Source organism: Janthinobacterium saanense (assembly GCF_014200675.1).
Classification (GTDB): Bacteria; Pseudomonadota; Gammaproteobacteria; order Burkholderiales; family Burkholderiaceae_D; genus Janthinobacterium.
Genome location: NZ_JACHCI010000007.1, coordinates 116,439 through 139,131, shown reverse-complemented (window position 1 = coordinate 139,131; position 22,693 = coordinate 116,439). Strand labels below are relative to the sequence as shown.

The window sequence follows — 22,693 nt, the reverse complement described above, 5'->3', positions numbered from 1 at the left end:
ACCAAAGGGGTTTCATGAAACGCATCAGTCTTACGCAATACCTGGTTGAAGAGCAGCGCTCGAACAACAGCATCCCGGCCGAACTGCGCCTGCTGATCGAAGTCGTCGCGCGCGCCTGCAAGACCATCAGCCATTCCGTCAGCAAGGGCGCCCTGGGCGAAGTGCTGGGCACGGCCGACACGGAAAACGTGCAGGGCGAAGTACAGAAAAAGCTGGACATCATCTCCAATGAAATCCTGCTGGAAGCGAACGAATGGGGCGGCCACCTGGCGGCCATGGCGTCGGAAGAAATGGAATCGATCCACCCGATCCCGAACCGCTATCCCAAAGGCGAATACATGCTGCTGTTCGACCCATTGGATGGCTCGTCGAACATCGATGTCAACGTCTCGATCGGCACCATTTTCTCCGTTCTGAAAGCGCCGGAAGGCATGGGTGAACCGAGCGAGCAGGACTTCATGCAGGCAGGCGCCAAGCAAGTGGCCGCTGGCTACGCCGTGTACGGCCCGCAAACCATGCTGGTGCTGACCTTCGGCAATGGCGTGAACTGCTTCACCCTGGACCGCGAGATGGGTTCGTGGGTACTCACGCAAAGCAATATGCAGATTCCGCCGACGACGAAGGAATTCGCCATCAACATGTCGAACGCGCGCCATTGGCATCCACCGGTGAAACGCTACGTCGACGAACTGCTGGCCGGCGACACGGGCCCGCGCGGCAGCAACTTCAATATGCGCTGGATCGCCTCGATGGTGGCCGACGTGCACCGCATCCTGAACCGCGGCGGCATCTTCATGTACCCGGCCGACCTGCGCGACACCTCGATGCCAGGCAAGCTGCGTCTGATGTACGAAGCGAACCCGATGGCCTTCATCGTAGAACAAGCCGGCGGCGCCGCCACCGACGGCAAGCAGCGCATCATGGACATCGCCCCGCACAAGCTGCACCAGCGCGTGCCGGTGTTCCTCGGTTCGAAAGACGAAGTGGCCCGCGTGACCGCCTATCACGCAGAATAAGGACGTTTTGCACGATGTTGGGCGGAGTTGCTACCTGCCACCCAGAAAAACGAAAAAAGATCGCGTTGACTCTAGCAAATTTTGTGCATTGTTTGTAGAATACGGGTCTTCGCCGCTTTAGCTCAGTTGGTAGAGCAGTTCATTCGTAATGAAAAGGTCGCCAGTTCGATTCCGGCAAGCGGCACCAAGTTTCATCAAAAAGCCCGCTAACTTGTAAAAGTTAGCGGGTTTTTTGTTTTGCGCATTTGTTGACGTATTTGTCAGGTATGAAGATCGCTCCTGCATCAATAGTCCCATTGTTGATACGTAAGCGGTAGCTTATTGAGCATTTCGCGATACTGTCGCCACTGAGGCATATGGGCATCCATGAGTGCAGTGAAGTGTTCATTATGGCTACGCTCCCGTAAATGCGTAAGCTCATGTGCCACTATGTATTCTAGGCACTGCAACGGTTTTTTGGCCAGGTCGGTGTTGATGCGGATATTCTTTTTAACGGGGCTGCAACTGCCCCATTTGGTTTTCATCTTCTGCACGAAGAACTTCCCAGTCTTCACGCCTATGATTTTTTCCCACTTGGCAATCAGGTGCGGAACGACTTCTTTCAGTTGCTCGCGATACCATGCGTCTAGTACCTCCTGCCTTTTCGCCTGGTTTGCCGCAGGCCTTAACTGCAAAACCAGCTTGTTATGCTTGAGTTCAACGTTGGGAGCAGCGTCTTTTTCGACTAACTTAAGCAGATAACGCTTGCCCCAAACATAATGGCTTTCCCGTTCCAGGTATTCCCGGGGCGTTTCCCTTTCCTGCTCCCGCAATTTTTTTTGCTGGCTTTTGATCCATGCCAACTTGCTGATGGTAAATACACGAATGGTGTCGAGGTCCATGCGCATGGGCGTGGAGATGCGCACCTTTCCAGCAGGTGGATGAACGCTCAGGTGGAGGTTCTTGATATCCTTCTGTATGACATCAACAGTGATATCGCCCAGCATAAATTGCATATAAATTAATATTCCTGGTGCTGTCGAAGGGTGGGGAAAATGCGTTCGACTTTGTCCACATCATGCAAAATCCCGTACAAAGTAGCTTTGATGACGTTTTCCTTGGTTTGAACGCCACGCCAGCCATCGGGGCGCACCCGTTTGACTTCTTCATCAATTTTGATAGCCAGTGTCAGTACACTGTTTGCTTCAGCACCGTTATAGTACGCCGCTGATTCTGCCGCTTCAAAAGTACCAGCTGCCTCTTGTTGTAGTAGGTTGTACAAGGCACGCCGTCCTCGCGTATTCAGTTGCACGGGAGTGTCATCCGCTTGCCCCGCCTCAACGCGCTTGGCCAGTTCTGCGACCCGCTGTAGGTATTTCTCGTACTCAACTGCTTTGGCCTTGCGCGCGGCGATGATTTCATCGAGCAGGGCCGACATCTTTGCGTAATAGATTGGATCGTTCAGGTGTTCCTTGATGATCTTGCTGCGGACATTATTTTCGATGGTTTCGGCGACTGCTTCCTTGCTACCCTTGAGTCCAGCCGGCAGGCTATTGATCGCGTTCGCTATACCGGTTTTCACGATCAATTCCAGCAGTGACATATTATCGAATGGGGAAATCGTTCTTGGCTCGCTTGCTTCGATATAGGTATCGATCAGGTGGCGCATATCGGCTTCATAGGCTTTTGTGTCCAACTTTTCACCGGACGCATTACGGATGGTCTCGCGTAGCTTCAGATAGCGGTCAATGGCCAGTTTGATGCGTTCGATACCAACGTCGCTGTACCCGGCACTGGCCAGGTCATCCGAGATATTCGCATAGGCCCGAACCAATGCCACCATTGCTTTGTAGAATGCAACGCGTTGCGTTTCATGTGCCTTCAAGTCGCCTGCGATTTCGGTATTGCCGCAGAAGTAATGTATGTGTTCAAGCTCGCCTTGTGGCGGAGCCACCGGTTCGCACAGCAGCGCGATTGCTTCCAATGCATTGTCCAGGCGCTCGCGGCCCTTGACAAGGCGATCTTGCAGCAACACTTCAGGGCTGGCGCCGCCAGCACTGTTGTCCAGTTCGGACGTGTACACGGCAATGACATTTTCCACTTTCTTGAACAAATCCTTGTAGTCGACGATGTAACCGAAGTCCTTGTTTTCACCATCAAGCCGGTTGGTACGGCAGATTGCCTGAAACAAGCCGTGGTCTTGCATGCTTTTGTCGATGTAGAGATAGGTGCAGCTTGGTGCGTCGAAGCCAGTCAAGAGCTTATCGACCACCACCAACAGGCGCATATTCGCTGGCTGTTCCTTGAACAACATCTTGGCATGGTCTTCGTAGCTTTCTGTTTTGGATTTTCCAGGTAGCGCCGCCACGTCTTGTAGCAATGCCGTGTAAATGTTGTAGATGAACTGCTTGGCTGTCTCGGTATCGGCACCCGTTTCTTCCAGCGTAATGTCCTGTGTCTGCGGGTTATAGGAAGTAACGACCGCGCATTTTCCTTTGAAGGGCGTACCCTGGAACAGCTCGAAATACTTGCAGGCTTCGTAAATGCTGGAGGCGACGAGGATGGCGTTGCCGCGCTGATTGGACAGACTGGGCTTGTCGCTAAAGTCAAATACGATGTCAGCCACGACCCGATGCATGCGCGACTTTGAGCTCAATACTTTCTGCATCGTGCCCCATTGCTCACGCAGGGCGGCTTTTTGCCAGTCGTTCAAGTTTTTTGTATGGGCATCGAACCATGCATCGATCTTTTTGACGGAGCCAAGGCGCTGGTCGATATCGCGCGCTTCATACAGGAGGTCAAGCACCACTTTATCTTCGACCGCCTCACTGAATTTGTAGGTATGAATGTAGCGGCCGAATACTTCCAAACTGGTCTGTTTGTCCTGCTTGAGCAGAGGGGTGCCGGTAAAGCCGACAAATACTGCCTCGGGCATCAATGCCTTCATTGTGCGGTGCAACTTGCCGCTTTGTGTACGATGGCATTCATCGACGAAGACAAAAATTTCACCGACAACTGGGCAAGGCTGGGCTTGCAGATCCTTGATGAATTGTTCGAAGTCGTCGACTCCCTTCCTTCCGAACTTATGTACTAGGGAACACAGCAAGCGCGGCGTAGCCTGGTTGAGCTTGGACATCAGATTGCGTCCACTGCTGGCGCGGGTCATCGGGTAACCGGCAGCAATGAAAACGCTTTCGATCTGCTTGTCCAGTTCATCGCGGTCGGTGACGATCACCACACGGGCATGGGGTTTGTTTTCGAGTATCCATTTGGCCAGCAAGACCATCACGATGCTCTTGCCGCTACCTTGCGTATGCCAGATGATGCCGCCCTCGCGGCGCTGCACGTACTCTTGCGCCGCCTTGATGCCGAAGTACTGATGCGCGCGGGGCAGCTTCTTGATGCCACCGTCAAACAGCACGAAGTCGTGCATCAATTCGATCAGACGCGTTTTGTCGCACATCTTCAGCAAGTATTTGTCGAGCTTGAAACGGCTATTGTCCGTCTCATCTTCCTTCCAGCTCAGAAAATATTTCTCCTGTGTCTTGATCGTTCCGTATTTCAGTCCCTGGGAATCATTACCGGCGAAAATGAACTGCACAGTGCTGAAGAACCATGCATTGAAGTCCGCTTGCTGATTGGACAGACTTTGCCGTATGCCTTCTCCTATGTCGGCGCGACTATTCTTCAGTTCCAGCACACCAACGGCAATGCCGTTGACGTAAATAACGATATCAGGCCGCCGTTCGTGGCTGCCATGCAGCGTGACCTCTTCGGCGATGGCGAAGTCGTTTTGCTCTGCATCATTCCAATCGACCAGCCAGATCGTTTCACTGTTCTCTTCCACAGCCGCCTGCACCTGCACGCCATAATGCAGCAGGCTATACACGGCCTTGTTGTTGTCGTAGAGCTTACGGTTGGCATTACCCGCTTCGGCCTGCAGACGGTCGAGTGCCCGCGCGATCTGCGCCGCACTGTAGCCGCGTTTGGCCAGCCAGGCTGTCAGCAACCCGACTTCGACGTTGCTGTTGTTCGCGCGGCCACTCCAGTTACCGAGCGTCCGATAGCCCAGCTCATCACGGAACAGGTTGACGACGCGGTCTTGCGTAGTGCGTTCTGGCTGGCCTGTGGTCATTTCAATCGTATCTTTCCTGTCAGTAGTTCGTTCATCATGCCTTGTTTGAGGGTGCGGGTTTTGGCGAGTTGTGCTTCAAGTTCAGCAATCCCGGTGTCCATGTCGGAGAGGACGGTGGCGATGGCGGTTTGTTCGCTTTTCTCTTTTGGTAATTCTATTTCAAAAGATGCCAGTTTATTCTTGCCTATTTCCAAAAAAGTACTGCCGCCACAAAGACTAATAAATTCCTGTTTTTTTGTCTGTAGAAGATAATATAAGAAATCACCGTCAGTGTTTTGGAATGGAGTAAAGTTCTTAAAGCCCTGATTGGTTGCTACTGGAACTACATTGATTGCACACTCACCAATTGTGGCTCGTGATGTCATCAGAATAGAGCCCGCAGGAATTAATTCCGCAGAACTACACTTTAAGCCTCGGTCGCTAATCGTTCTTGATGTATGCGTTAAGTATTTAAATCCTTTGAGAGCGGTAATATCGGTCGGAGTGCACCATAGAACATTGCCATCCCAAAATTCAGCTTGGTTAGTGCTTGGTGTACCCCCGCTGCGGATTTCAGATATGGTATCCAATAGTTTTACTTCCCACTTGCTGCTAAATCCTGGTAAACGCTTTTTCCCGGTAAGCAATTCCTGCATGGTGCCTTGTTTGAGGTGACGCTTCTTTATGATCAGTTGTTCCAGTGATTCGATAAGTGCATCCACGTCGTTTAACGCCTCTGCGATGGCTTCTTGTTCGCGTATAGGTGGAATAGGTACAGTTAAGCCACGCAAAATACCAAGGTTAATATGGGGCACACCCGTCTGAATAGTATTGAGTCGAATGGTCTCTTGTCCACGCTCACTAACAAACCAACATAGGAGAAATTTTGAGTCAGCGATCTTGCTATTCAGCGTGACTTTCATTTGGCTCTGTGAAACAAGATATCGGCGGAAAGGTATATCAGGAACGATGCTGACCTGTCCTAATGTACCTCGCTGCGTAAATAATACGTCACCTGGACGCGCCAGATTTGCTTCAAGGGAGGCTGCCTTTTTGTCTGTCACAAAAACGTAAGGGCCTTTAAGCCAACGCCGTCCCATATTCTGTCCTCGGATGACCGGCACACCATCGTCCACATAATCACGCGATACGAGATCAGAACCAAACGGCCCGCCAACAATAGCGTTGCTAACTGAGGCCGCAAGTGATTTGATGGTGCCACTTTCCCAATCCTCCGGAATCACTCCCACCTCAGTCTGCTTATACCCCTCCCGCAGTGGCGCGCTCATTTCTTTACCTCATTTTCTGCAGCCCCCAGCGCTTGCAGGGCAATATGGCTCGTCAGGCTGCGTAACTGGCGGATGGCGACATCGTTGAGTTTTTGCAAGCGCTCGCCTTGTGCCAAGCCCATGTGGATGAATTCGGCGTTCAGGCTTTCCAGGTTGGCGAGCACCAGCAGTTGCTCGATGCTGGCATCGTCGCGCATATTGCCGGCTGCCGTGGGGTGAGTGTCGCGCCAGGCCTTGGCGGTCTGGCCAAACATGGCGACGTTCAGTACATCGGCTTCGCTGGCATAGGTGATACGCGCTTGCTCAGGCGTAATCGCGGCTGGAATCAGATGCTCCTTGATCGCATCGGTATGGATGCGGTAGTTAAGCTTGGACAGCGTACGGTTGAGGTTCCAGGCTAGCGACAATCGATGGTTCTCGTCATTTTTCAGACGATCGAATTCCTTGATCAGGTAGAGTTTGAATTCGGAAGAGATCCATGATGCAAATTCAAACGCAATATCGCGGTGCGCGTAAGTTCCGCCGTACCGGCCTGACTTCGAAGTGATGCCGGCTGCCTGCGTGGCTTCAATCCAGCGTTGAGGCGAGAGGACAAAATAGTTGCTCCCAGCCTCGTTTCTAAACCTGTCGAATTCGAGGGGTTTAAAATTTGCGTTGCTCAGTTTTTCCCACAGGCCAAGGAATTCTATGGTGCTGCGGCTACGCATCCAGTTGTTAATGATGGAAGAAGGCTCTTGCGTATTGCGGTAGCGGGCGATATCGGTGAGCGAGATGTAGTCCGACGCATCCTGCTTCAGGATACTGATGCTGGCGCCCTGCACGGTAATCACGGATTTCTTGCTCATGGCTGGAATCCCATTTTCTTCAGGTGTGCTGCAACTTTTTCACTCAAGCGTGCGACTTCGGCAGTCAGCGCTGGCAAGGTGCTTTCATAGCGTTCGGCCAGCTCCTTGATGCGTTGAGTGAGCGTTTGGCTGATGCGGTCCATTTCGCCATGCACTGCGGCGGAGATTGCCGCCATCCATTTATTCTCTACCACTAGCGTCTTGATATCGGCTTCGCCTAAGGTCGGATATGTGGCGTAGGCTAGGGCATCGAGTTCGGCTTCGGCATCTTTCAAGTTCTTTTTGAGTTCTGCTTCTTGGGTGGCAAGTTTCAGCCAGGCTTGCAGCGCCTTAGCTTCGTCCATGGCTTCCTTGTCGCCCTTGATTTCTTTCAGGCGGGTACTGACGTTGGCTTTATTCACCTTGTCGAGTTCGGCGAAGGCGCCGTCGTCGCCGCCATGTTCTTCTTCCATTTCAGCCATTTGCGCGGCGATGTTTTCCAGCGCCGTTTCCTGCTCGCGGATGGCGGTTTGCTGTTTGGCAAAGTAGCGCTCGACAATCAGTTGTTTCGGCAGCAGATCGCAAGCCCAGCCCTTGTCAATCTCCTTGCCTTTCTTGTTGATTTCGATGATGCGATAGGTAAGTGCCTTCCAGCCATCGGCGGCGATCAGGTAGCAATCATCCTGCATAGTCGTGGCCCAGTAATCCATCAGGTGCTGATACACCGCATATTTGTCGATCAGTGGCTTTTCAGCATAGTGCATGAGCAGGTCTTCGGCCAGATCATTGATGATGATCTTTGGATGGCAAGCAGCTTGCAGGCTCTTGAGCGTTAATGTGCTGCGTTGTTGCCAGTCGGCGAACAGGACATTCATGCTGTCGATAAAGGTGACAAATTCCGCATGCTCATAGATGCGTGGCTTGATGGCTTGCTTGGTCACGGCAAGGTCAAGGTAACCGGGACGCTTGGTCTTGAACAAGGTTTGTCGCAGCTGTGGGCATACCGTCCAGTATGCTTGCAAGGCATCTATGTCGCCGATGGGTATACCGCCTTTCAGATGGCCTTCGATGTCCTGGATATCCTCGGCTTGCTGGCTGTCGATATAGCGTGGGATGTTGAGGTTATAGTCGTTTTTTTCGATTTCCGCGATGCTGACCATGCGAGCGTATTTAGGGTCGCTTTCATCGCTACGGTTGAATACATCAACGATCTGATGGATGTCGCAGTCGCGCAGCCGGTTCTTTGGACCGTCTTTAATGAAGCCGGCGCTGGCGTCGATCATGAAGATGCCCTTGCGCTGCTGTGCATTTTCCTTGTCGATCAGGATAATGCAGGCAGGAATGCCCGTACCGTAAAACAGATTGGCCGGCAAACCGATGATGCCTTTGATATAGCCCTGAAGAATCAGCTTGCGGCGAATATCGGCTTCGGCATTGCCTCGAAACAGCACGCCATGTGGCAAGATGCAAGCGCCTTTGCCAGTGGTCTTGAGCGAGCGGATAATGTGCAGCAGATAGGCGTAATCGCCCTGCTTGGCGGGTGGCGTGCCGAAATACTGGAAGCGCTCGTGCGGATCATTGAGTGGATCGATGCCGGTGCTCCAGCGCTTGTCGCTGAACGGCGGATTGGCGACGACGTAATCGAAGGTCTTGAGCGGACCGTCTTCGGCAGTAAACAGCGGATTGGCGATGGTATTGCCCTGCTTGATTTCCGCTGTGGGGTTATCGTGCAAGATCATGTTCATGCGCGCCAAGCCGGATGTTGCCGCATCTTTTTCCTGGCCGTACAGTGTCACTTTGGCGTGCGCTTCGTCACCCACTTTCAGCAAGAGCGACCCGGAGCCGCAGGTCGGGTCGTAGACAGTAGTACCGCTATTCGTTTTCGGACTACGAATGCCGATGATTTGCGCCATGATGCGGCTCACTTCTGAGGGCGTGTAGAACTGTCCTTTGCTCTTGCCGCTTTCAGCGGCGAAGTGACGCATCAGGTACTCATAGGCGTCACCCAGGATGTCATCACCCTCTGCACGGTTATTGCTGAAGTCGAGTGCCTTGTTCTCGAAGATGGAGATCAGGTTCGTCAACCTGTCGACGATCTCCTGGCCGCTGCCCAGTTTGCTCGGATCGTTGAAGTCCGGCATATCCGACAGCTTGTTGGCCTTGGCCAGCGGACCGATGATTTTCTTGTTGATCTGGTCGCCAATATCAGACTTGCCCTTCAGGGCGACCATGTCCTTGAAGCTGGCGCCAGGCGGGATCGTAATTGGTGCGTAATAGGTGTCAGCATACTTGTCAGATACGTATTTGACGAACAGGAGTACAAGCACGTAGTCCTTGTACTGGCTGGCGTCCATGCTGCCGCGCAATTCGTCGCACGATTGCCAAAGGGAAGAGTAGAGTTCGGATTTCTTGATTGCCATGAGCTGCTTTATTGTGGAGTGAGTCCACTGATCGGGAAGTGCGTACTTTACAGCATGGAGGAGACATGATAAAGCCGCCGTTTTAATCTGCAACGTATTACTTTGTCTTCTTTTTAGGCCATGAAGTTCAAATAGCAGTTTTGTTTCACCGGATCCGTGAGTCTGTGTATGTAAATAATATTTAATGAAAAATATCGTTTTTGATTTTTTGTCTGAAGTTTTGGGCTTTCCTACTAGTAAGGTCAAATCAAAAATTCTCTCCTTAATACTGGCTTATGCGCCAGCAGCAGTAACAGTTTTTCAGCGCACTGGTCAGCCTGGACCTGTCGCGGATGCTGCCCAGAGAGCTACAGATGGTGTTCGGGGTTGGCTATGGCAGAAGGCGTCGAGGCGGTGATGGCTAAGCCCCAGCTTGCCCGCTGCCGAGCGCAAGCCCGCATACAAGGTGAAAACCCTCGAAACCCGTCGGCCCCATCAGGCCGCCGGTTTTTTTCACGCTCATGCACGTGAAGGTGAGGCAGCGCACGGTGTGTGATCGTCAATCGCACTATTGTAAGTACTAGCGTTAGCCAACTTTATTCACTACAAAAAGGATGCCATCATGAATGCGATTGAAAAAGCCAGCTCCGATCTCAATGGTACGGCCCAGGATGCCCGCAAGGACTTGCATAGCACCATCGATAAAGTTGCCGACCAGGCACAGCCGCTGGTCGACAAGGTGGCAACCCGCGCCCACGATGGCCTGGACCAGGTGGGCGATGCTATCGAGCAAGCCAGCGATACCGTCGCCAGCGCGTCGGGCCGTTTGTTGGCGCGAGGCAAGGAGTTGAGCGCCGCATGCCAGCGCGCGAGTGATTCGGGCCGCGAGTATGTGCGCGAACGTCCGGCCGTGTCGCTGCTGATCGCCGCCGCTGCTGGTTATGGATTATCAAAACTGTTGAGTTCGCGCAAATAAGCCTGCAGGAATCAGGTTGATGCTCTGATGGACGCAGTGCCGGTTCGCCGTGATGGCAGATCGGTACTGCGTCCATTTTCATGCTGCCGCAAGCATGGTGAGTGGTGTTGCATGCGGTTTCCATTTCCGACATTGTTTTGATCGCTGTGCGCTGGCATCACCGGTCTCCTTACGGTATGCGAGCGCGCAGCCTGTTCAGAGGAGATATATGGCTACCAACAACAAAAAAGCGCCGCCTACTGATGGCGCAGGCTCTGTATTGAGCACCCAGTCCGGCCCTTCCAGCAGCGAGCCGCCAGGCAGCCTGGGCAGCAAGGGTGCGGACACCAGCGGCTTGCTGCGCAAGGCGGCCGCCAGCCAGGCTTTGGCTAGCGCCATGCCCGACAATCCCAACCTGGCCGGGCAGTTCGGCGAGGCGGCGCGCACGCCCAGCGAAGGCGTGCATGTCAGCGTGGGGGAAGCCTTGGCCACCGCCAGTACGGCAGGTGAAAACATTAGCTCGCCGAAAGTGGGCGAAGGCCAGCCAGCGCTGGGCCAGAATGCACAAAATGCTGCGCTGGACCGGGCCCGCGCCGACGATAGCGGCTGCGTGCTGACCACCAACCAGGGCGTGCCGGTGGGTGACAATCAGAACTCGCTGAAGGCGGGCTTGCGCGGCCCCACCCTGATGGAAGATTTCATCTTGCGTGAAAAGCTCACGCATTTCGACCATGAGCGCATCCCCGAACGCGTCGTGCATGCGCGCGGTTCTGCCGCCCACGGCTACTTCGAATGCTACAAGGAACAAGGCAAGCTGACGCGCGCCGCGCCATTTTCCAGGGCGGGCAAGCGCACGCCCGTGTTTGTGCGTTTTTCCACGGTGGCTGGCGAACGCGGTTCCACCGATACGGCGCGCGATGTGCGCGGTTTTGCCGTGAAGTTTTACACGGATGAGGGCAACTGGGACTTGGTCGGCAACAACATTCCCGTCTTCTTCATCCAGGATGCGATGAAATTCCCCGACTTGATACACGCCGTCAAGCCTGAACCCAATAATGGCATCCCGCAGGCGGCCAGCGCCCACGATACTTTCTGGGACTTTGCCTCGCTGTCGCCGGAAATCACGCATATGCTGATGTGGGTTATGTCCGACCGGGCGATACCGCGCAGCTACCGCATGATGCAGGGCTTTGGCGTGCACACCTTCCGCCTGGTCAATGCCAAGGGCCAGTCCGTGTTCTGTAAGTTCCACTGGTCGCCAATGGCCGGCACGCATTCGCTGGTATGGGATGAAGCGGTCAAGCTCAGCGGCGCCGATTCCGACTTCCACCGGCGCGATCTGTGGGAAGCCATCGAGTGCGGCGAGTATCCCGAGTATGAGCTGGCGTTCCAGGTCTTCACGGAAGAGCAGGCCGAAGCATTCCCCTTCGATGTGCTCGATCCCACGAAGTTGATACCGGAAGAACTGGTTCCCTTGATTCCGGTCGGCAAGATGGTCTTGAACCGCAATCCCGATAATTTCTTTGCCGAGACGGAACAGGTGGCATTCTGCACCGCGCACATCATTCCCGGTATCGATTTCAGTAACGATCCGCTGCTGCAGGGGCGCATCCACTCCTATGTCGACACGCAAATCACGCGCCTGGGCGGCGCCAACTTCCATGAAATTCCCATCAATGCGCCGCTGGCGCCCGTGCACAACAACCAGCGCGATGGCATCCACCGCCAGGCCATCAACCGGGGCAGGGTGGCGTATGAGCCCAACTCGCTGGCGGGTGGCTGCCCTTTCCAGGCGGGCAGCAAGGGTTTCAACAGTTTCCCCGCGCTGAGCGATGGCGACAAGGTGCGCGGCAAGCCCGAGAAATTTGCCGAGCATTATGGCCAGGCGCGGCTGTTCTGGATCAGCCAGACGGCCACCGAACAAGACCATATCGTGCATGCCTTCCGTTTTGAGCTGAGCAAGGTGCAGACGGTAGCCATCCGCCTGCGCATGCTGGCCGGCTTGCGCAATGTGAATGAAACCCTGGCGCAGCGCGTGGCCGATGGCCTGGGTCTGGCCCTGCCGCCACCGTTGCCTACTGTGACCATCCCCAGTTATCCACCATCGCCGGAGTTGTCGCTCACTTTCCGTCCCGGCAAGACGGCCATCCATACCTTGCGCGTGGCGATACTGGTCGGGCCAGGCAGCGATGGTGCTCAGGCGCGCAGCATCTATGCGTCCTTGCTGGCCGATGGGGCCGTGCCGCGCCTGGTCGGCAGTCACTTGGGCAAGGTGGACACGAGTGGTGGCCCGCCACTGGCGGTGGAAGTATCGCTGGAGACGGGGCCGTCCGTGCTATTCGACGCCGTGGTGATACCCGACGGCGCGGGCGCGCAGCAACTGAGCAGCGACGCCAACGCGCTCGACTTCGTGCGCCTGCAATACCGCCACTGCAAGCCCATGCTGGTGATAGCTGCAGGCAAGGGTTTGCTGGACCACGCCGGCGTGCCGGTGACCCTGCCTGATGGCAAGCCCGACCCGTCCATCATCGTTGCGCCATCGGGCGAGGTGGTGAAAGCCGTGGCGGCTTTCAAGCACGCGCTGGCGGCGCACAGGGATTTTGCGCGCGAGACGGATCCGCCCAGAGTGTGAATTCCGGGGTCAGACCCGCCGGGTCTGACCCCGGTTTTTTTGCCACACTACTCGTCAATTTAACCGGTTAAAGCAGCCTGCGGTGATATGCTTGCCGTATGGATAAGGATGCCTATACCCCCAGGAACTGGGCGCCCGGTGAGCGCCCCAGTTTGCCCGGTTCCCCATCGACGCCCGAACATACGACGCCGAAACGTGTCGCGTATTTTGTCGTCGGCCTGATCGTCGCGCTGACGGGCGGTTTGGGCAATGGTCTGGTGACGGCCAATATCCTCAATCTGCAAGGTTCGCTGGGGGCGTACGCGGCCGAGATGCAGTGGCTGCCGGCCGCTTACGTGATGACCATCGTGTCCATGAATCTGCTGCTGGTGAAGTTTCGCCAGCAGTTTGGTTTGCGCTTGTTCACCGAAATTTTTCTGGTGCTGTATGCGCTGGTGACCTTTGCCCACCTGTATGCGAACAGCCTGTCGTCAGCCATCGCCGTGCGCGCCGCGCATGGCATGGTGGGCGGCGCGCTGGGCGTGCTGGGCCTGTATTACACCTTGCAGGCGTTTCCTGCGCGGCATCGCTTGAAGGGCGTGGTGCTGGGCCTGGGTTTTGCGCAGCTGGCGCTGCCGCTGGCGCGCGTGTTTACCTCCGAACTGCTGCAGATCGGCGAGTGGCACGGCTTGTATCTGTTCGAGCTGGGCCTGACCCTGGTGGCGCTGGGCTGCGTGCTGGCCTTGAAGCTGCCGCCTGGCGACCGGGTGCAATCGTTCGAGCCGCTCGACTTCCTTACCTTTATCTTGTTTGCGCCCGGCGTGGCCCTGTTGTGCGCGGTGCTGGCGCAGGGCCGCACGGCCTGGTGGCTGGAGGCGCGCTGGGTCGGCATTTGCCTGGCGTGTTCCATCGTGCTGATCGTCGCTGCGCTGGCGATCGAACATAACCGCGCGCGCCCGCTGCTCAACACGCGCTGGCTCACGACCGGCAAGATCGCCAAGCTGTTTTTGTCGGTGCTGCTGTTTCGCATCGTGCTATCTGAATCGACGGGCGCCGTGGGTTTTCTGCAGGCGCTGAACCTGAACACGGACCAGATGCAACACCTCTTCATCGTGGTGTTGTGCGGCAGCGTGGCGGGCTTGCTGCTGAGCGCCATCACGATCAATCCTGCCACCTTGAACCGCTCGCTGATGTTCGCGCTGGCGCTGATCGCCATCGGCGCGCTGATCGACGCCCACGCCACCAGCCAGACGCGGCCCGCCAATATGTATCTGAGCCAGTTTTTATTGGCCTTTGGCGGCACCTATTTCATCGGTCCCACCATGGTGGCGGGCATGGGCGCCGTGATCGCCGAGCCGCGCAACCTGGTCAGTTTTTCCGTGATGTTTACCATGACGCAGAATATGGGCGGCCTGGTGGGCACGGCCATCGTCGGCACCATCCAGACGGCGCGCGAAAAATACCATTCCAGCTACCTGGTCGAACAGCTGACCATGCTCGACCCGCAAGTGGCTACGCGCGTGCAGTCGGGCGCGGCCGCGTATGGCAGCGTGCTGGCCGACCCGGCCCTGCGCGGCGCCCAGGGCGTGGCACGGCTGGGCGCCGCCGCCACGCGCGAAGCCAATGTGCTGGCCTATAACGATGTTTTCTTGATGATCGCCGGCGTCGCCATCGCGACCCTGCTATGGCTGCTGGTCAGCCAGTTCTGGACCAGCATCACCATCGGCGCGCGGCGCCTGGTGGGCCCAGTGCATGATGCGCAAAGCGCCATGGCCATCGTCCCCATTACCAATTCGGAACCGAGCAATGACAGAAGATAACAAGACCACGCCAGCTGCCCCTGCCGCTGCCCCTGCGGCTGCATCCGTGGCTGCATCTCTGACGCCGCCGCAGCCAGACCGCCGCCATCAATGGCTGTCCGCGATTGCCTTTGCCTCGGTGGCGCTGGTGGGCGTGCTGATCGTGCTGTATGCATGGCGCCTGCCGCCATTCACCAGCCCCATCGTCACCACCGAAAACGCTACCGTGCGGGGGCAGGTGACGATCATCGGCACGCAGTTGTCCGGTTATGTGACGGAAGTGCTGGTGCAGGATTTTCAGGATGTGAAGGCGGGCCAGCTGCTGGTGCGCATCGACGACCGCACGTACCAGCAGCGCTACGAGCAGGCGCAAGCCCAGCTGGCGGCGCAGCAGGCAGCCTTGTCGAATTGGGCGCAGCAGCGTGCCAGTTCCGAAGCGGGCATCGCCGTCAACCAGGCGGCGCTGGCCAATGCCGAAGCGCAGGCGCGCAAGTCCAGCGCCGACCTGAATCGGGTGGAGCAACTGGTGGCGGACGGTTCGCTGTCGCAGCGCGAACACGACCAGTCGCGCGCCACGCAGGCGCAGATGGCCGCGTCGCTGGCGCAGGCCAGGGCCAACCTCGATATCGCGCAGCAGAATGTGCAGACGGTAGTGGTCAACCGGCAAGCTTTGGCAGCAGCCGTGGCGAACGCGCAGGCCGCCGTGAAGGCGGCAAAGATCGATCTCGATAACACGCGCATCGTGGCGCCCTACGATGGCCAGCTGGGGCAGGTGACGGTGCGCGACGGAGCGTTCGTGAACTCCGGCGCGCAGCTGATGGCGCTGGTGCCGCGCCAGATGTGGGTGATCGCCAATTTCAAGGAAACGCAGATGAACGGCGTGCAGGAAGGGCAGAGCGCCACCTTCCACGTCGACGCCCTGAACGGCGCCGTGCTGACGGGGCAGGTGGAGCGCATCTCGCCGGCCACGGGTTCGGAATTTTCCGTGCTGCCACCCGATAACGCGACCGGAAATTACCTGAAGATTGCCCAGCGCATCCCCGTGCGCATCCGCATCGATGCGGGCCAGGCCAATGCGCGCCGGCTGGTGCCCGGCATGTCGGTGGTGGTTAGCGTGGATACTTCCGCCATGCTGAATGACTCGGCCACCAACCCGGCACCCCCGCCGCCACCGCCGAAAAAATCGCCTGCCAAGGCTGCGCCATGAAGCGCCGCCAGATGCTCGTCGCTGGTGCGCTGGTGCTGGCTGGCTGCGCTGCCAAGGCGCCGCCGCAACCGGCGTCAAACCTGCAACTGCCCTCGGGCTGGCGTGCCCTAGCCGATGGTGCGCAGGCCGGGTCAGCCCAGGTCGAGCAGCTGTGGTGGCAGGCGTTTGGCGACCCGGTATTGAGCGAGCTGGTGGCGACCGCGCTGGTCCACAATGGCGATTTGCGCGTGGCCCGCGCCAGAGTGCAGGAGTTCCGTGCGCGCCTGGCGCAGGCCAACGCCAACCGCGCGCCGGCGCTTGGCTTCGATAGCTCGGCCACCCGCACGCGCACCCTGGACTATACGGGTGCGCCCTACATGACGAATGTCTTCCAGGCCGAGCTGCAGGCCAGCTATGAAATCGATGTCTGGGGCAGGGATGACAAGCTGCGCGACGCGGCCGGCGAAACTTATCGCGCCGAGCAGGCCAGCCTGGATGCGGCCGCCTTGTCGATTGCCGCCAGCGTGGCCACGGCCTATCTGAATCTGCGTGGCCTCGACGCCCAGCTGGTGTTGACGCAATCGACCTTGGAATTGCGCGAGCAGTCGCGCGAACTGGCCCGCAAACAGTATGAGGTGGGCTACAGCTCGCAGCTGGAATGGCTGCAGGCACAGTCGGAATACCATGCGGCGGCCGAACAGGTGCCGCAGTTGCAGCGGCAGATTTTTGAACAGGAAAATGCGCTGGCGCTGCTTGTCGGCGGCAATCCCGGGACGGTAGCACGGGGCCGGGAACTGGCCAGCCTGACGCCGCCGCCGGTGCCGGCCGGCCTGCCGTCCGGCTTGCTGCGCCGGCGCCCAGATATCGCGCGCGCCGAACATAATCTGGCAGCATCGAATGCCAGCCTGGCGGCTACGCGCGACCAGTTGCTGCCCTCGTTCAAGCTGAGCGCCGCTGGCGGCGGGCAGACGACGACCCTGCACGACTTCGTGCATGCACCGATCGCCCTGTGGAATTTGACGGCGCTGGTGTCCGGCCCCCTGTTCGATGGCGGGCGGGTGCAGGCCCAGACCGATGCGGCCGGCGCGCAGCGCGACCAGCTGGCCTACACCTATGAAAACGTGGTGAGGAATGCGTTTGCCGAAACGGAAAACAGCCTGGGCGCCATCCACCGCCTGCAGCAGCAGGCGGTGGAAAATGCGGCGCGCCGCGCCACGGCGTTTGATACCCTGCGCATTGCGCACAACCGCTATCGCAACGGCTACGCCTCCTACCTGGAAGAACTCGACGCCCAGCGCACTCTGTACAGCGCCGACGTGGGCTTGCTGCAATTGAAAACGCGCATCCTGGTCGCCTCCGTCGACCTGTACCGCGCCATGGGTGGTGGCTGGTCGGCCCAACCTTAGCCTTTGAGTCCTTGCTTAAGCCATTGCTCAGCACTTGCTGCGAGGGGCGGTGTAATATGCTGTCCTAAAGGGCAACTGGTCGCATTGTTGATAAAATAACCCACATTTAATTTACCAGGAACGAGGCTGTAGCATGACGATTTTTGGCATAGGCATCCATATCCTGATCGCGATTTTTTTTGCGGTCCATGTGGTGCGCAACGGGCAGCAGCTGTATTGGCTGCTGATCCTGTTCATGTTCCCGCTGCTGGGCAGCGTGGTGTATTTTGTGGCGATTTATCTGCCGTCATCGGGCTTGCAGCGCGGCGCGCGCAAGGCTGTGTCGGTGGCTGCGAAGACGCTGGACCCTGGCCGCGAATTGCGCGATGCGCGCGCCGCCTTCGAGTACACGCCGACGGCGCAAAACCAGATGCGCCTGGCCAGTGCCTTGCTGGGAACCGGTTCCGCCGAAGAAGCGGCTGCTATCTATGAAACTTGTACGCAAGGGGTGTTTTCATCGGACCTGGAAATCCGTTACAGCGCGGCGCGTGCCTGGCTGGAAAGTGGCAAAGGCGTCAAGGCGCTGCCGCATCTGGAATTCATCCGCAGCAAAGACCCGCATTTCCGCCCCGAGCAAGTAGCCATCCTGACGGCGCGCGCGCTGGCCGATACGGGCCGCAACAGCGAGGCCAAGGCCGCATTCGACGATGCGCTGACGCGTTTCGGCAGTTTTGAATGCCGTGCCGAATATGCGATCTGGGCGGCCAGCAATGGCGAACGCGAACTGGCGGCGCAATTGCGCGTGGAACTGGACCAGGCCATGCAGCGCTGGAGCCGCCACACGCGCGATATGTACCAGCCCTTGCTGCGCCGCCTGGGGTAGACCTGAAACCCGGCCTGACATCGGGTCTTACACCGGGTCTTACACTTATACGCCCGGAACCGGGTTACGTCCTTCGGCCAGTTTATAGGTCTTGCCGTCGAAAACGTAGCGCGCCTGGGCGGTGATGAGCGTGGACGTGCGCGGTGGATCCTGGTCCGGTTTGAGCTTGACGCCGGCCTTGATTTTTTCCGTGAAGCCGCTGAAGTCGATCAACAAGTCATCGTGCTTGCCGCCGCCCTGTGCGGTGGCGAAGCGCCAGTTGCCGCTGACGTCCCAGCATTCCTCCATTTCCTCGGTACAGGCGCCCAGATTATCGGAGTGCAGGTCGATGCCCTGGGTCAGCAAGGTGACCTCGCCATCGCCCACCTCGAACAAGGCCAGCTGGTTGATGGTATAGCCCTGGCCCGTATAGCCGTGACGGATCGCCAGGCCCAGTTTATCCTGTCCCAAACGCGTCCATTGCACGTCGCCCAGCTGGCCCGATGAACCCAGCGCGGCGATATTTTCCACGCGCTCGCTCACCTTCCATTTTCCTTCGCCGGCTTGCGTGAGGAAAAACACGTTCAACAAGCCTTGCGTGACGTGCGCCGATTCGGCTGTGCCTTCCGTGTTCGCCGTTTCCGCATTCGCCACCAGCACGGCGCGGCCATTGCCCAGCAGTTTGGAGGCGACGGCGCTGACGACATAACTGAGTTTGTCGACATGCTGCTCAGGGTCGCTCAGGTCGGCCAGCGCGTCGTCGCTGTCGGCGCGGTAGTCCTTGCCGAACACGGCGCGCATGAATTCTGCTTCGCGTGCGCGGTCGATGTCGGATTTCACGACCTCGTTCCTGTCTTCGTTGGCTGGCGCCGTTGGCGCTGGCGCTGGCGCGGAAACGGCTTCGGTTTCGGCTGCTGGGGCAGGCGCAGCGGCGGCGACATCGGCCGTGGCGGCGGTTTTATCCGAGCAGGCCACTAGCATGGCGCAGGCCATCAGCACGGTGAACGGAGTGCGGTAATTCATAGGCAGGGCAAGATGCGTTCATTAAGAATGCGCGCAGTATGCCAGATAGCGGCCAGCGATGTGGCATGGTGGATGGTCCGTCCACTCGCCGGCTTGCCCTGGAAGGGCTTTTTTTAAAAATCAGGCTCGCTCCTGTTTCTCCAGTAGCCGCTGCTCATCATGCTGCGCGGGCGCCTTATGGCGCAGTTTTGCCGCCTGGCCTTGCAGCCAGTGCTCCAGGTCGTCGACATGGGTGAACACGGCTGGCACCACCAGCAGGCTTAACAACGTCGAGGTGATCAGGCCACCGATGACGGTGATCGCCATCGGCGAGCGGAAGCTGGGGTCGGCGCCCCAGCCCAGCGCCAGTGGCATCATGCCGGCGCCCATGGCGATAGTGGTCATCAAAATGGGGCGGCTGCGCTTGTGGCAGGCGTCGACCAGCGCGTCGAAACGGTTCATGCCTGCTTCACGCGCCAATATCGCATAGTCGACCAGCAGGATCGAGTTCTTGGTGACGATCCCCATCAGCATGATCAGGCCTATCATCGACGGCATCGACAGCGCGCTGTGCGTGAGCAGCAGCGCCACGAAGGCGCCGCCGATCGACAGCGGCAGCGCCGCCAGAATCGTCATCGGCTGCATGAAGTCCTTGAACAGCAGCACCAGCACGCAGTAGATGCACAGCACGCCGATCAGCATGGCCAGGCCGAAGCTGGCGAACAGCGAGGCCATTTCCTGCGCGTCGCCCAGTTCCGCGATCTTCACGGATGGCGGCAGGTTTTTCATCGATGGCAGTGCGCGCGCTTCCTTGTTCAATTCCCCCAGGGTGCGTGACCCGAGTTCCACGTTCAAGGTCACATTGCGGCTGCGGTTCAGGCGGTCGATCTGTGCCGGACCGCTTTCCATGGTGACGGCCGCCACGTTGGCCAGGCGCACAGGGCCATTCTTGCCCGGCACGGTCAGCCTTTCGATGGCGGCCAGGTCGGCCCGCACGCTGTTGGGCAGCTTGACGCGGATCGGCACCTGGCGTTCCGGCAGGTTCATCTTCGTCATGTCCGTATCGTAGTCGCCGGCGGTGGCCACGCGCACCGTTTCACCGATCGAGGCCGCCGTCACGCCCAGGTCGGCAGCCTTGGCGAAATCGGGGCGCACGATGATTTCCGGGCGCACCAGCGAGGCGCTGGAATTGACATTGCCGATGCCTTTCAAACCATGCAGTTCGCGTTCGACTTTTTGCGCCGCCGCCAGCAGCGCGACCGGGTCTTCCGAGCGCAGCACCAGCTGCATCTTGACGCCCGTGTCGGGCGGGCCTACCGTGAAGCGGGCGCCGGGAATATTATCGAGCTTGCGGCGCAGCTGCGCTTCCAGCTCCGCCATCGATTCCTTGCGCTTGGTGCGGTGCACGGTGGTGAGGGTCAATACGGCGCGGCGCGCCTCGGCGGAGGCGCCAGGCGCAAAGGCATTGCCGCTGGAGCCGCCACCGACTGAACTGAACACGTCGGTGATGCCAGGTACCTGCATGGCGGCATCGCGCGCCTGGGCCGCCACGGCCTGGGTTTCGGCCAGGGTGGAGCCGGGCGGCAGTTCCAGGTTGATCTGCGTTTGCGAACGGTCGGCGGCCGGCACGAAGCCGGTCGGCAGCAGCGACACGAGGGCGATGGAAGCGGCAAAGAACAGGGCCGAGGCGAGTGCCGTGATGCCCCGGTTGCGCAAACACCATTGCATGACGGCCAGGTAGCGCGTCATCAGCCAGCTATCCTGTTCTTCCTTGTGCACCGAGGGCTTCAATATGTAGGCCGCCATCATGGGCGTGAGCAGGCGCGCCACCAGCAAGGACGCCAGTACAGCCAGCACGGCGGTCCAGCCGAACTGCTTGAAGAACAGGCCGGGGATGCCGCTCATGAAGGCGGTCGGCAGGAACACGGCCACCAGCGCGAAGGTGGTGGCGATCACCGCCATGCCGATTTCATCGGCCGCTTCCATCGCCGCTTCCATCGGCGTCTTGCCCATGCGCAGATGGCGCGAGATATTCTCGATTTCCACGATGGCGTCATCGACCAGTACGCCCACCACCAGCGCCAGCGACAGCAAGGTGACGGTGTTGAGCGTGTAGCCAAACCAGTAGATGCCCAAAAAAGCCGGCATCACGGACAAGGGCAGGGCGGCGGCGGCCACCAGGGTGGCGCGCCAGTCGCGCAAGAACCACCACACCACCAGCACGGCCAGCAGTGCGCCTTCGTACAGCAGCTCCATCGAACCATCGAAATTTTCTTCGACAGGGACGGCATTGTCGATCGCCTGTTCCAGCACGATGTTCCGGTTTTCCTTTTGCAGTTGGGCGATGGCGGCGCGCGCGCCCTTGGCCACCGTGACGTCACTGGCACCCTTGGTGCGGAATACGTCAAAGGCGACCACGGTCTTGCCATTCTGCTGGGCCAGCGCGCGCGGTTCGGCGATCGTGTCGCGCACCGTGGCCACCTGGTCCAGGCGCACATGGCGGCCGTCCGGCAGCGGCAAGTCGATGCGCGACAATTCATCGGCCGTCTGCACGGTGGCGATCGTGCGCACCGATTGTTCGGCGCCGCTGACGTCGCCGCGTCCACCCGGCGCTTCGCGCTGCACCAGCCGCAGCTGGCGCGACACGTCCAGCGCCGACACCTTCAAGGCGGCCATGCGTTCTTCGTCAAGCTCCACCTGGATTTCGCGGTAGACACCGCCCACGCGGTTGACGGCGCCCACGCCGGGCACTGCCAGCAAGCGCTTGGACACGGTATTGTCGACGAACCAGGACAGGTCGGTTGCATCCAGGGGATTGCTGGCGCCTTCCCTGGGCCTGGCGATAAAGGTCAGTACCACGCGGCCCGCCGTGGTGGCCTTGGTGACGGTAGGGTCGCGCAGTTCGGCCGGCATGTCTGCCTTGACCCTGGCCACCGCATCGCGCACGTCATTGACGGCTTCGGGGATCTGCTTTTCTAGGATGAACTCGACGGTCACCGTGACCGTGCCATCGAGCACCTTGGTGTAGATGTTCTTCACGCCTTGCAAGGTGGCGACGGAATCCTCGATCTTGCGCGCCACTTCCGTTTCCAGCTGGGCCGGCGCGGCGCCGGGCAGCACCGCATTGACGGTGACGATGGGCAGTTCGATGTCGGGGAAATCCTGCACCGGATTGGCTTTGTAGGCCAGCATCCCGGCCAGGCTCAGCAGCGCAAACAGCATGATGGCCGGTATCGGATTCTTGATCGACAGGGAGGAAAAATTCATGGCCT

14 protein-coding genes and 1 tRNA gene are annotated in these 22,693 nt (G+C 58.5%); 8 read left to right on the top strand and 7 right to left on the bottom strand.

Features of this window, described 5'->3' with window-relative positions:
- Positions 1-14: 14 nt before the first annotated feature.
- On the top strand, positions 15-1,016 hold the full coding sequence (locus tag HDE72_RS12320; protein ID WP_183741160.1) for a class 1 fructose-bisphosphatase: 1,002 nt from the start codon (positions 15-17) through the stop codon (positions 1,014-1,016).
- Between the two features lie 111 nt (positions 1,017-1,127).
- A tRNA-Thr gene (locus tag HDE72_RS12315) sits at positions 1,128-1,203 on the top strand.
- Positions 1,204-1,300: 97 nt separating this feature from the next.
- On the opposite strand, the gene HDE72_RS12310 is transcribed toward HDE72_RS12315, so the two are convergent.
- From HDE72_RS12310 to HDE72_RS12290, 5 genes are read right to left on the bottom strand one after another with little or no spacing between them, the layout of a single operon-like run.
- Entirely contained in the window at positions 1,301-2,011 is a 711-nt protein-coding gene (locus tag HDE72_RS12310) for a M48 family metallopeptidase (RefSeq protein WP_183741158.1), read from the bottom strand.
- Positions 2,012-2,016: 5 nt separating this feature from the next.
- Positions 2,017-5,130, bottom strand: coding sequence for a type I restriction endonuclease subunit R (locus HDE72_RS12305; RefSeq protein WP_183741156.1), 3,114 nt, complete (start codon positions 5,128-5,130; stop codon positions 2,017-2,019).
- Positions 5,127-6,398, bottom strand: coding sequence for a restriction endonuclease subunit S (locus tag HDE72_RS12300; protein ID WP_183741154.1), 1,272 nt, complete (start codon positions 6,396-6,398; stop codon positions 5,127-5,129). Before HDE72_RS12300 ends, HDE72_RS12305 begins: the two co-directional genes overlap by 4 nt.
- Entirely contained in the window at positions 6,395-7,243 is an 849-nt protein-coding gene (locus HDE72_RS12295) for a KilA-N domain-containing protein (protein ID WP_183741152.1), read from the bottom strand. The genes HDE72_RS12300 and HDE72_RS12295 overlap by 4 nt, the downstream gene beginning before the upstream one ends.
- Positions 7,240-9,888 carry a type I restriction-modification system subunit M gene (locus tag HDE72_RS12290; RefSeq protein ID WP_260176651.1) on the bottom strand — a complete coding sequence of 883 codons (2,649 nt, stop codon included), beginning with the start codon at positions 9,886-9,888 and terminating at the stop codon, positions 7,240-7,242. The genes HDE72_RS12295 and HDE72_RS12290 overlap by 4 nt, the downstream gene beginning before the upstream one ends.
- Before the next feature lie 355 nt (positions 9,889-10,243).
- On the opposite strand from HDE72_RS12290, the gene HDE72_RS12285 reads away from it, so the two are divergent.
- The 6 genes from HDE72_RS12285 (at position 10,244) to HDE72_RS12260 (ending at position 18,440) form a co-directional block, all read left to right on the top strand.
- The gene (locus HDE72_RS12285; protein ID WP_183741150.1) at positions 10,244-10,597 is read left to right on the top strand and encodes a hypothetical protein; all 354 of its coding nucleotides are present in this window, start codon (positions 10,244-10,246) and stop codon (positions 10,595-10,597) included.
- 208 nt (positions 10,598-10,805) lie between these two features.
- Complete coding sequence (locus HDE72_RS12280) at positions 10,806-13,208, top strand: catalase (protein ID WP_183741148.1); 2,403 nt, start codon at positions 10,806-10,808, stop codon at positions 13,206-13,208.
- A 98-nt stretch (positions 13,209-13,306) separates the two neighbouring features.
- The gene (locus HDE72_RS12275; protein WP_183741145.1) at positions 13,307-15,007 is read left to right on the top strand and encodes an MFS transporter; all 1,701 of its coding nucleotides are present in this window, start codon (positions 13,307-13,309) and stop codon (positions 15,005-15,007) included.
- The gene (locus HDE72_RS12270; RefSeq protein ID WP_183741143.1) at positions 14,994-16,193 is read left to right on the top strand and encodes an HlyD family secretion protein; all 1,200 of its coding nucleotides are present in this window, start codon (positions 14,994-14,996) and stop codon (positions 16,191-16,193) included. Before HDE72_RS12275 ends, HDE72_RS12270 begins: the two co-directional genes overlap by 14 nt.
- Complete coding sequence (locus HDE72_RS12265) at positions 16,190-17,578, top strand: efflux transporter outer membrane subunit (protein ID WP_183741141.1); 1,389 nt, start codon at positions 16,190-16,192, stop codon at positions 17,576-17,578. The genes HDE72_RS12270 and HDE72_RS12265 overlap by 4 nt, the downstream gene beginning before the upstream one ends.
- Before the next feature lie 133 nt (positions 17,579-17,711).
- On the top strand, positions 17,712-18,440 hold the full coding sequence (locus HDE72_RS12260) for a hypothetical protein (protein ID WP_183741139.1): 729 nt from the start codon (positions 17,712-17,714) through the stop codon (positions 18,438-18,440).
- Between the two features lie 45 nt (positions 18,441-18,485).
- Here the strand turns inward: HDE72_RS12260 and HDE72_RS12255 are convergent, their stop codons facing one another.
- Positions 18,486-19,442, bottom strand: a complete 957-nt coding sequence (locus HDE72_RS12255; RefSeq protein WP_183741136.1) for a hypothetical protein — start codon at positions 19,440-19,442, stop codon at positions 18,486-18,488.
- 120 nt (positions 19,443-19,562) lie between these two features.
- Positions 19,563-22,688, bottom strand: a complete 3,126-nt coding sequence (locus HDE72_RS12250; protein WP_183741134.1) for an efflux RND transporter permease subunit — start codon at positions 22,686-22,688, stop codon at positions 19,563-19,565.
- Between the last annotated feature and the right edge of the window lie 5 nt (positions 22,689-22,693).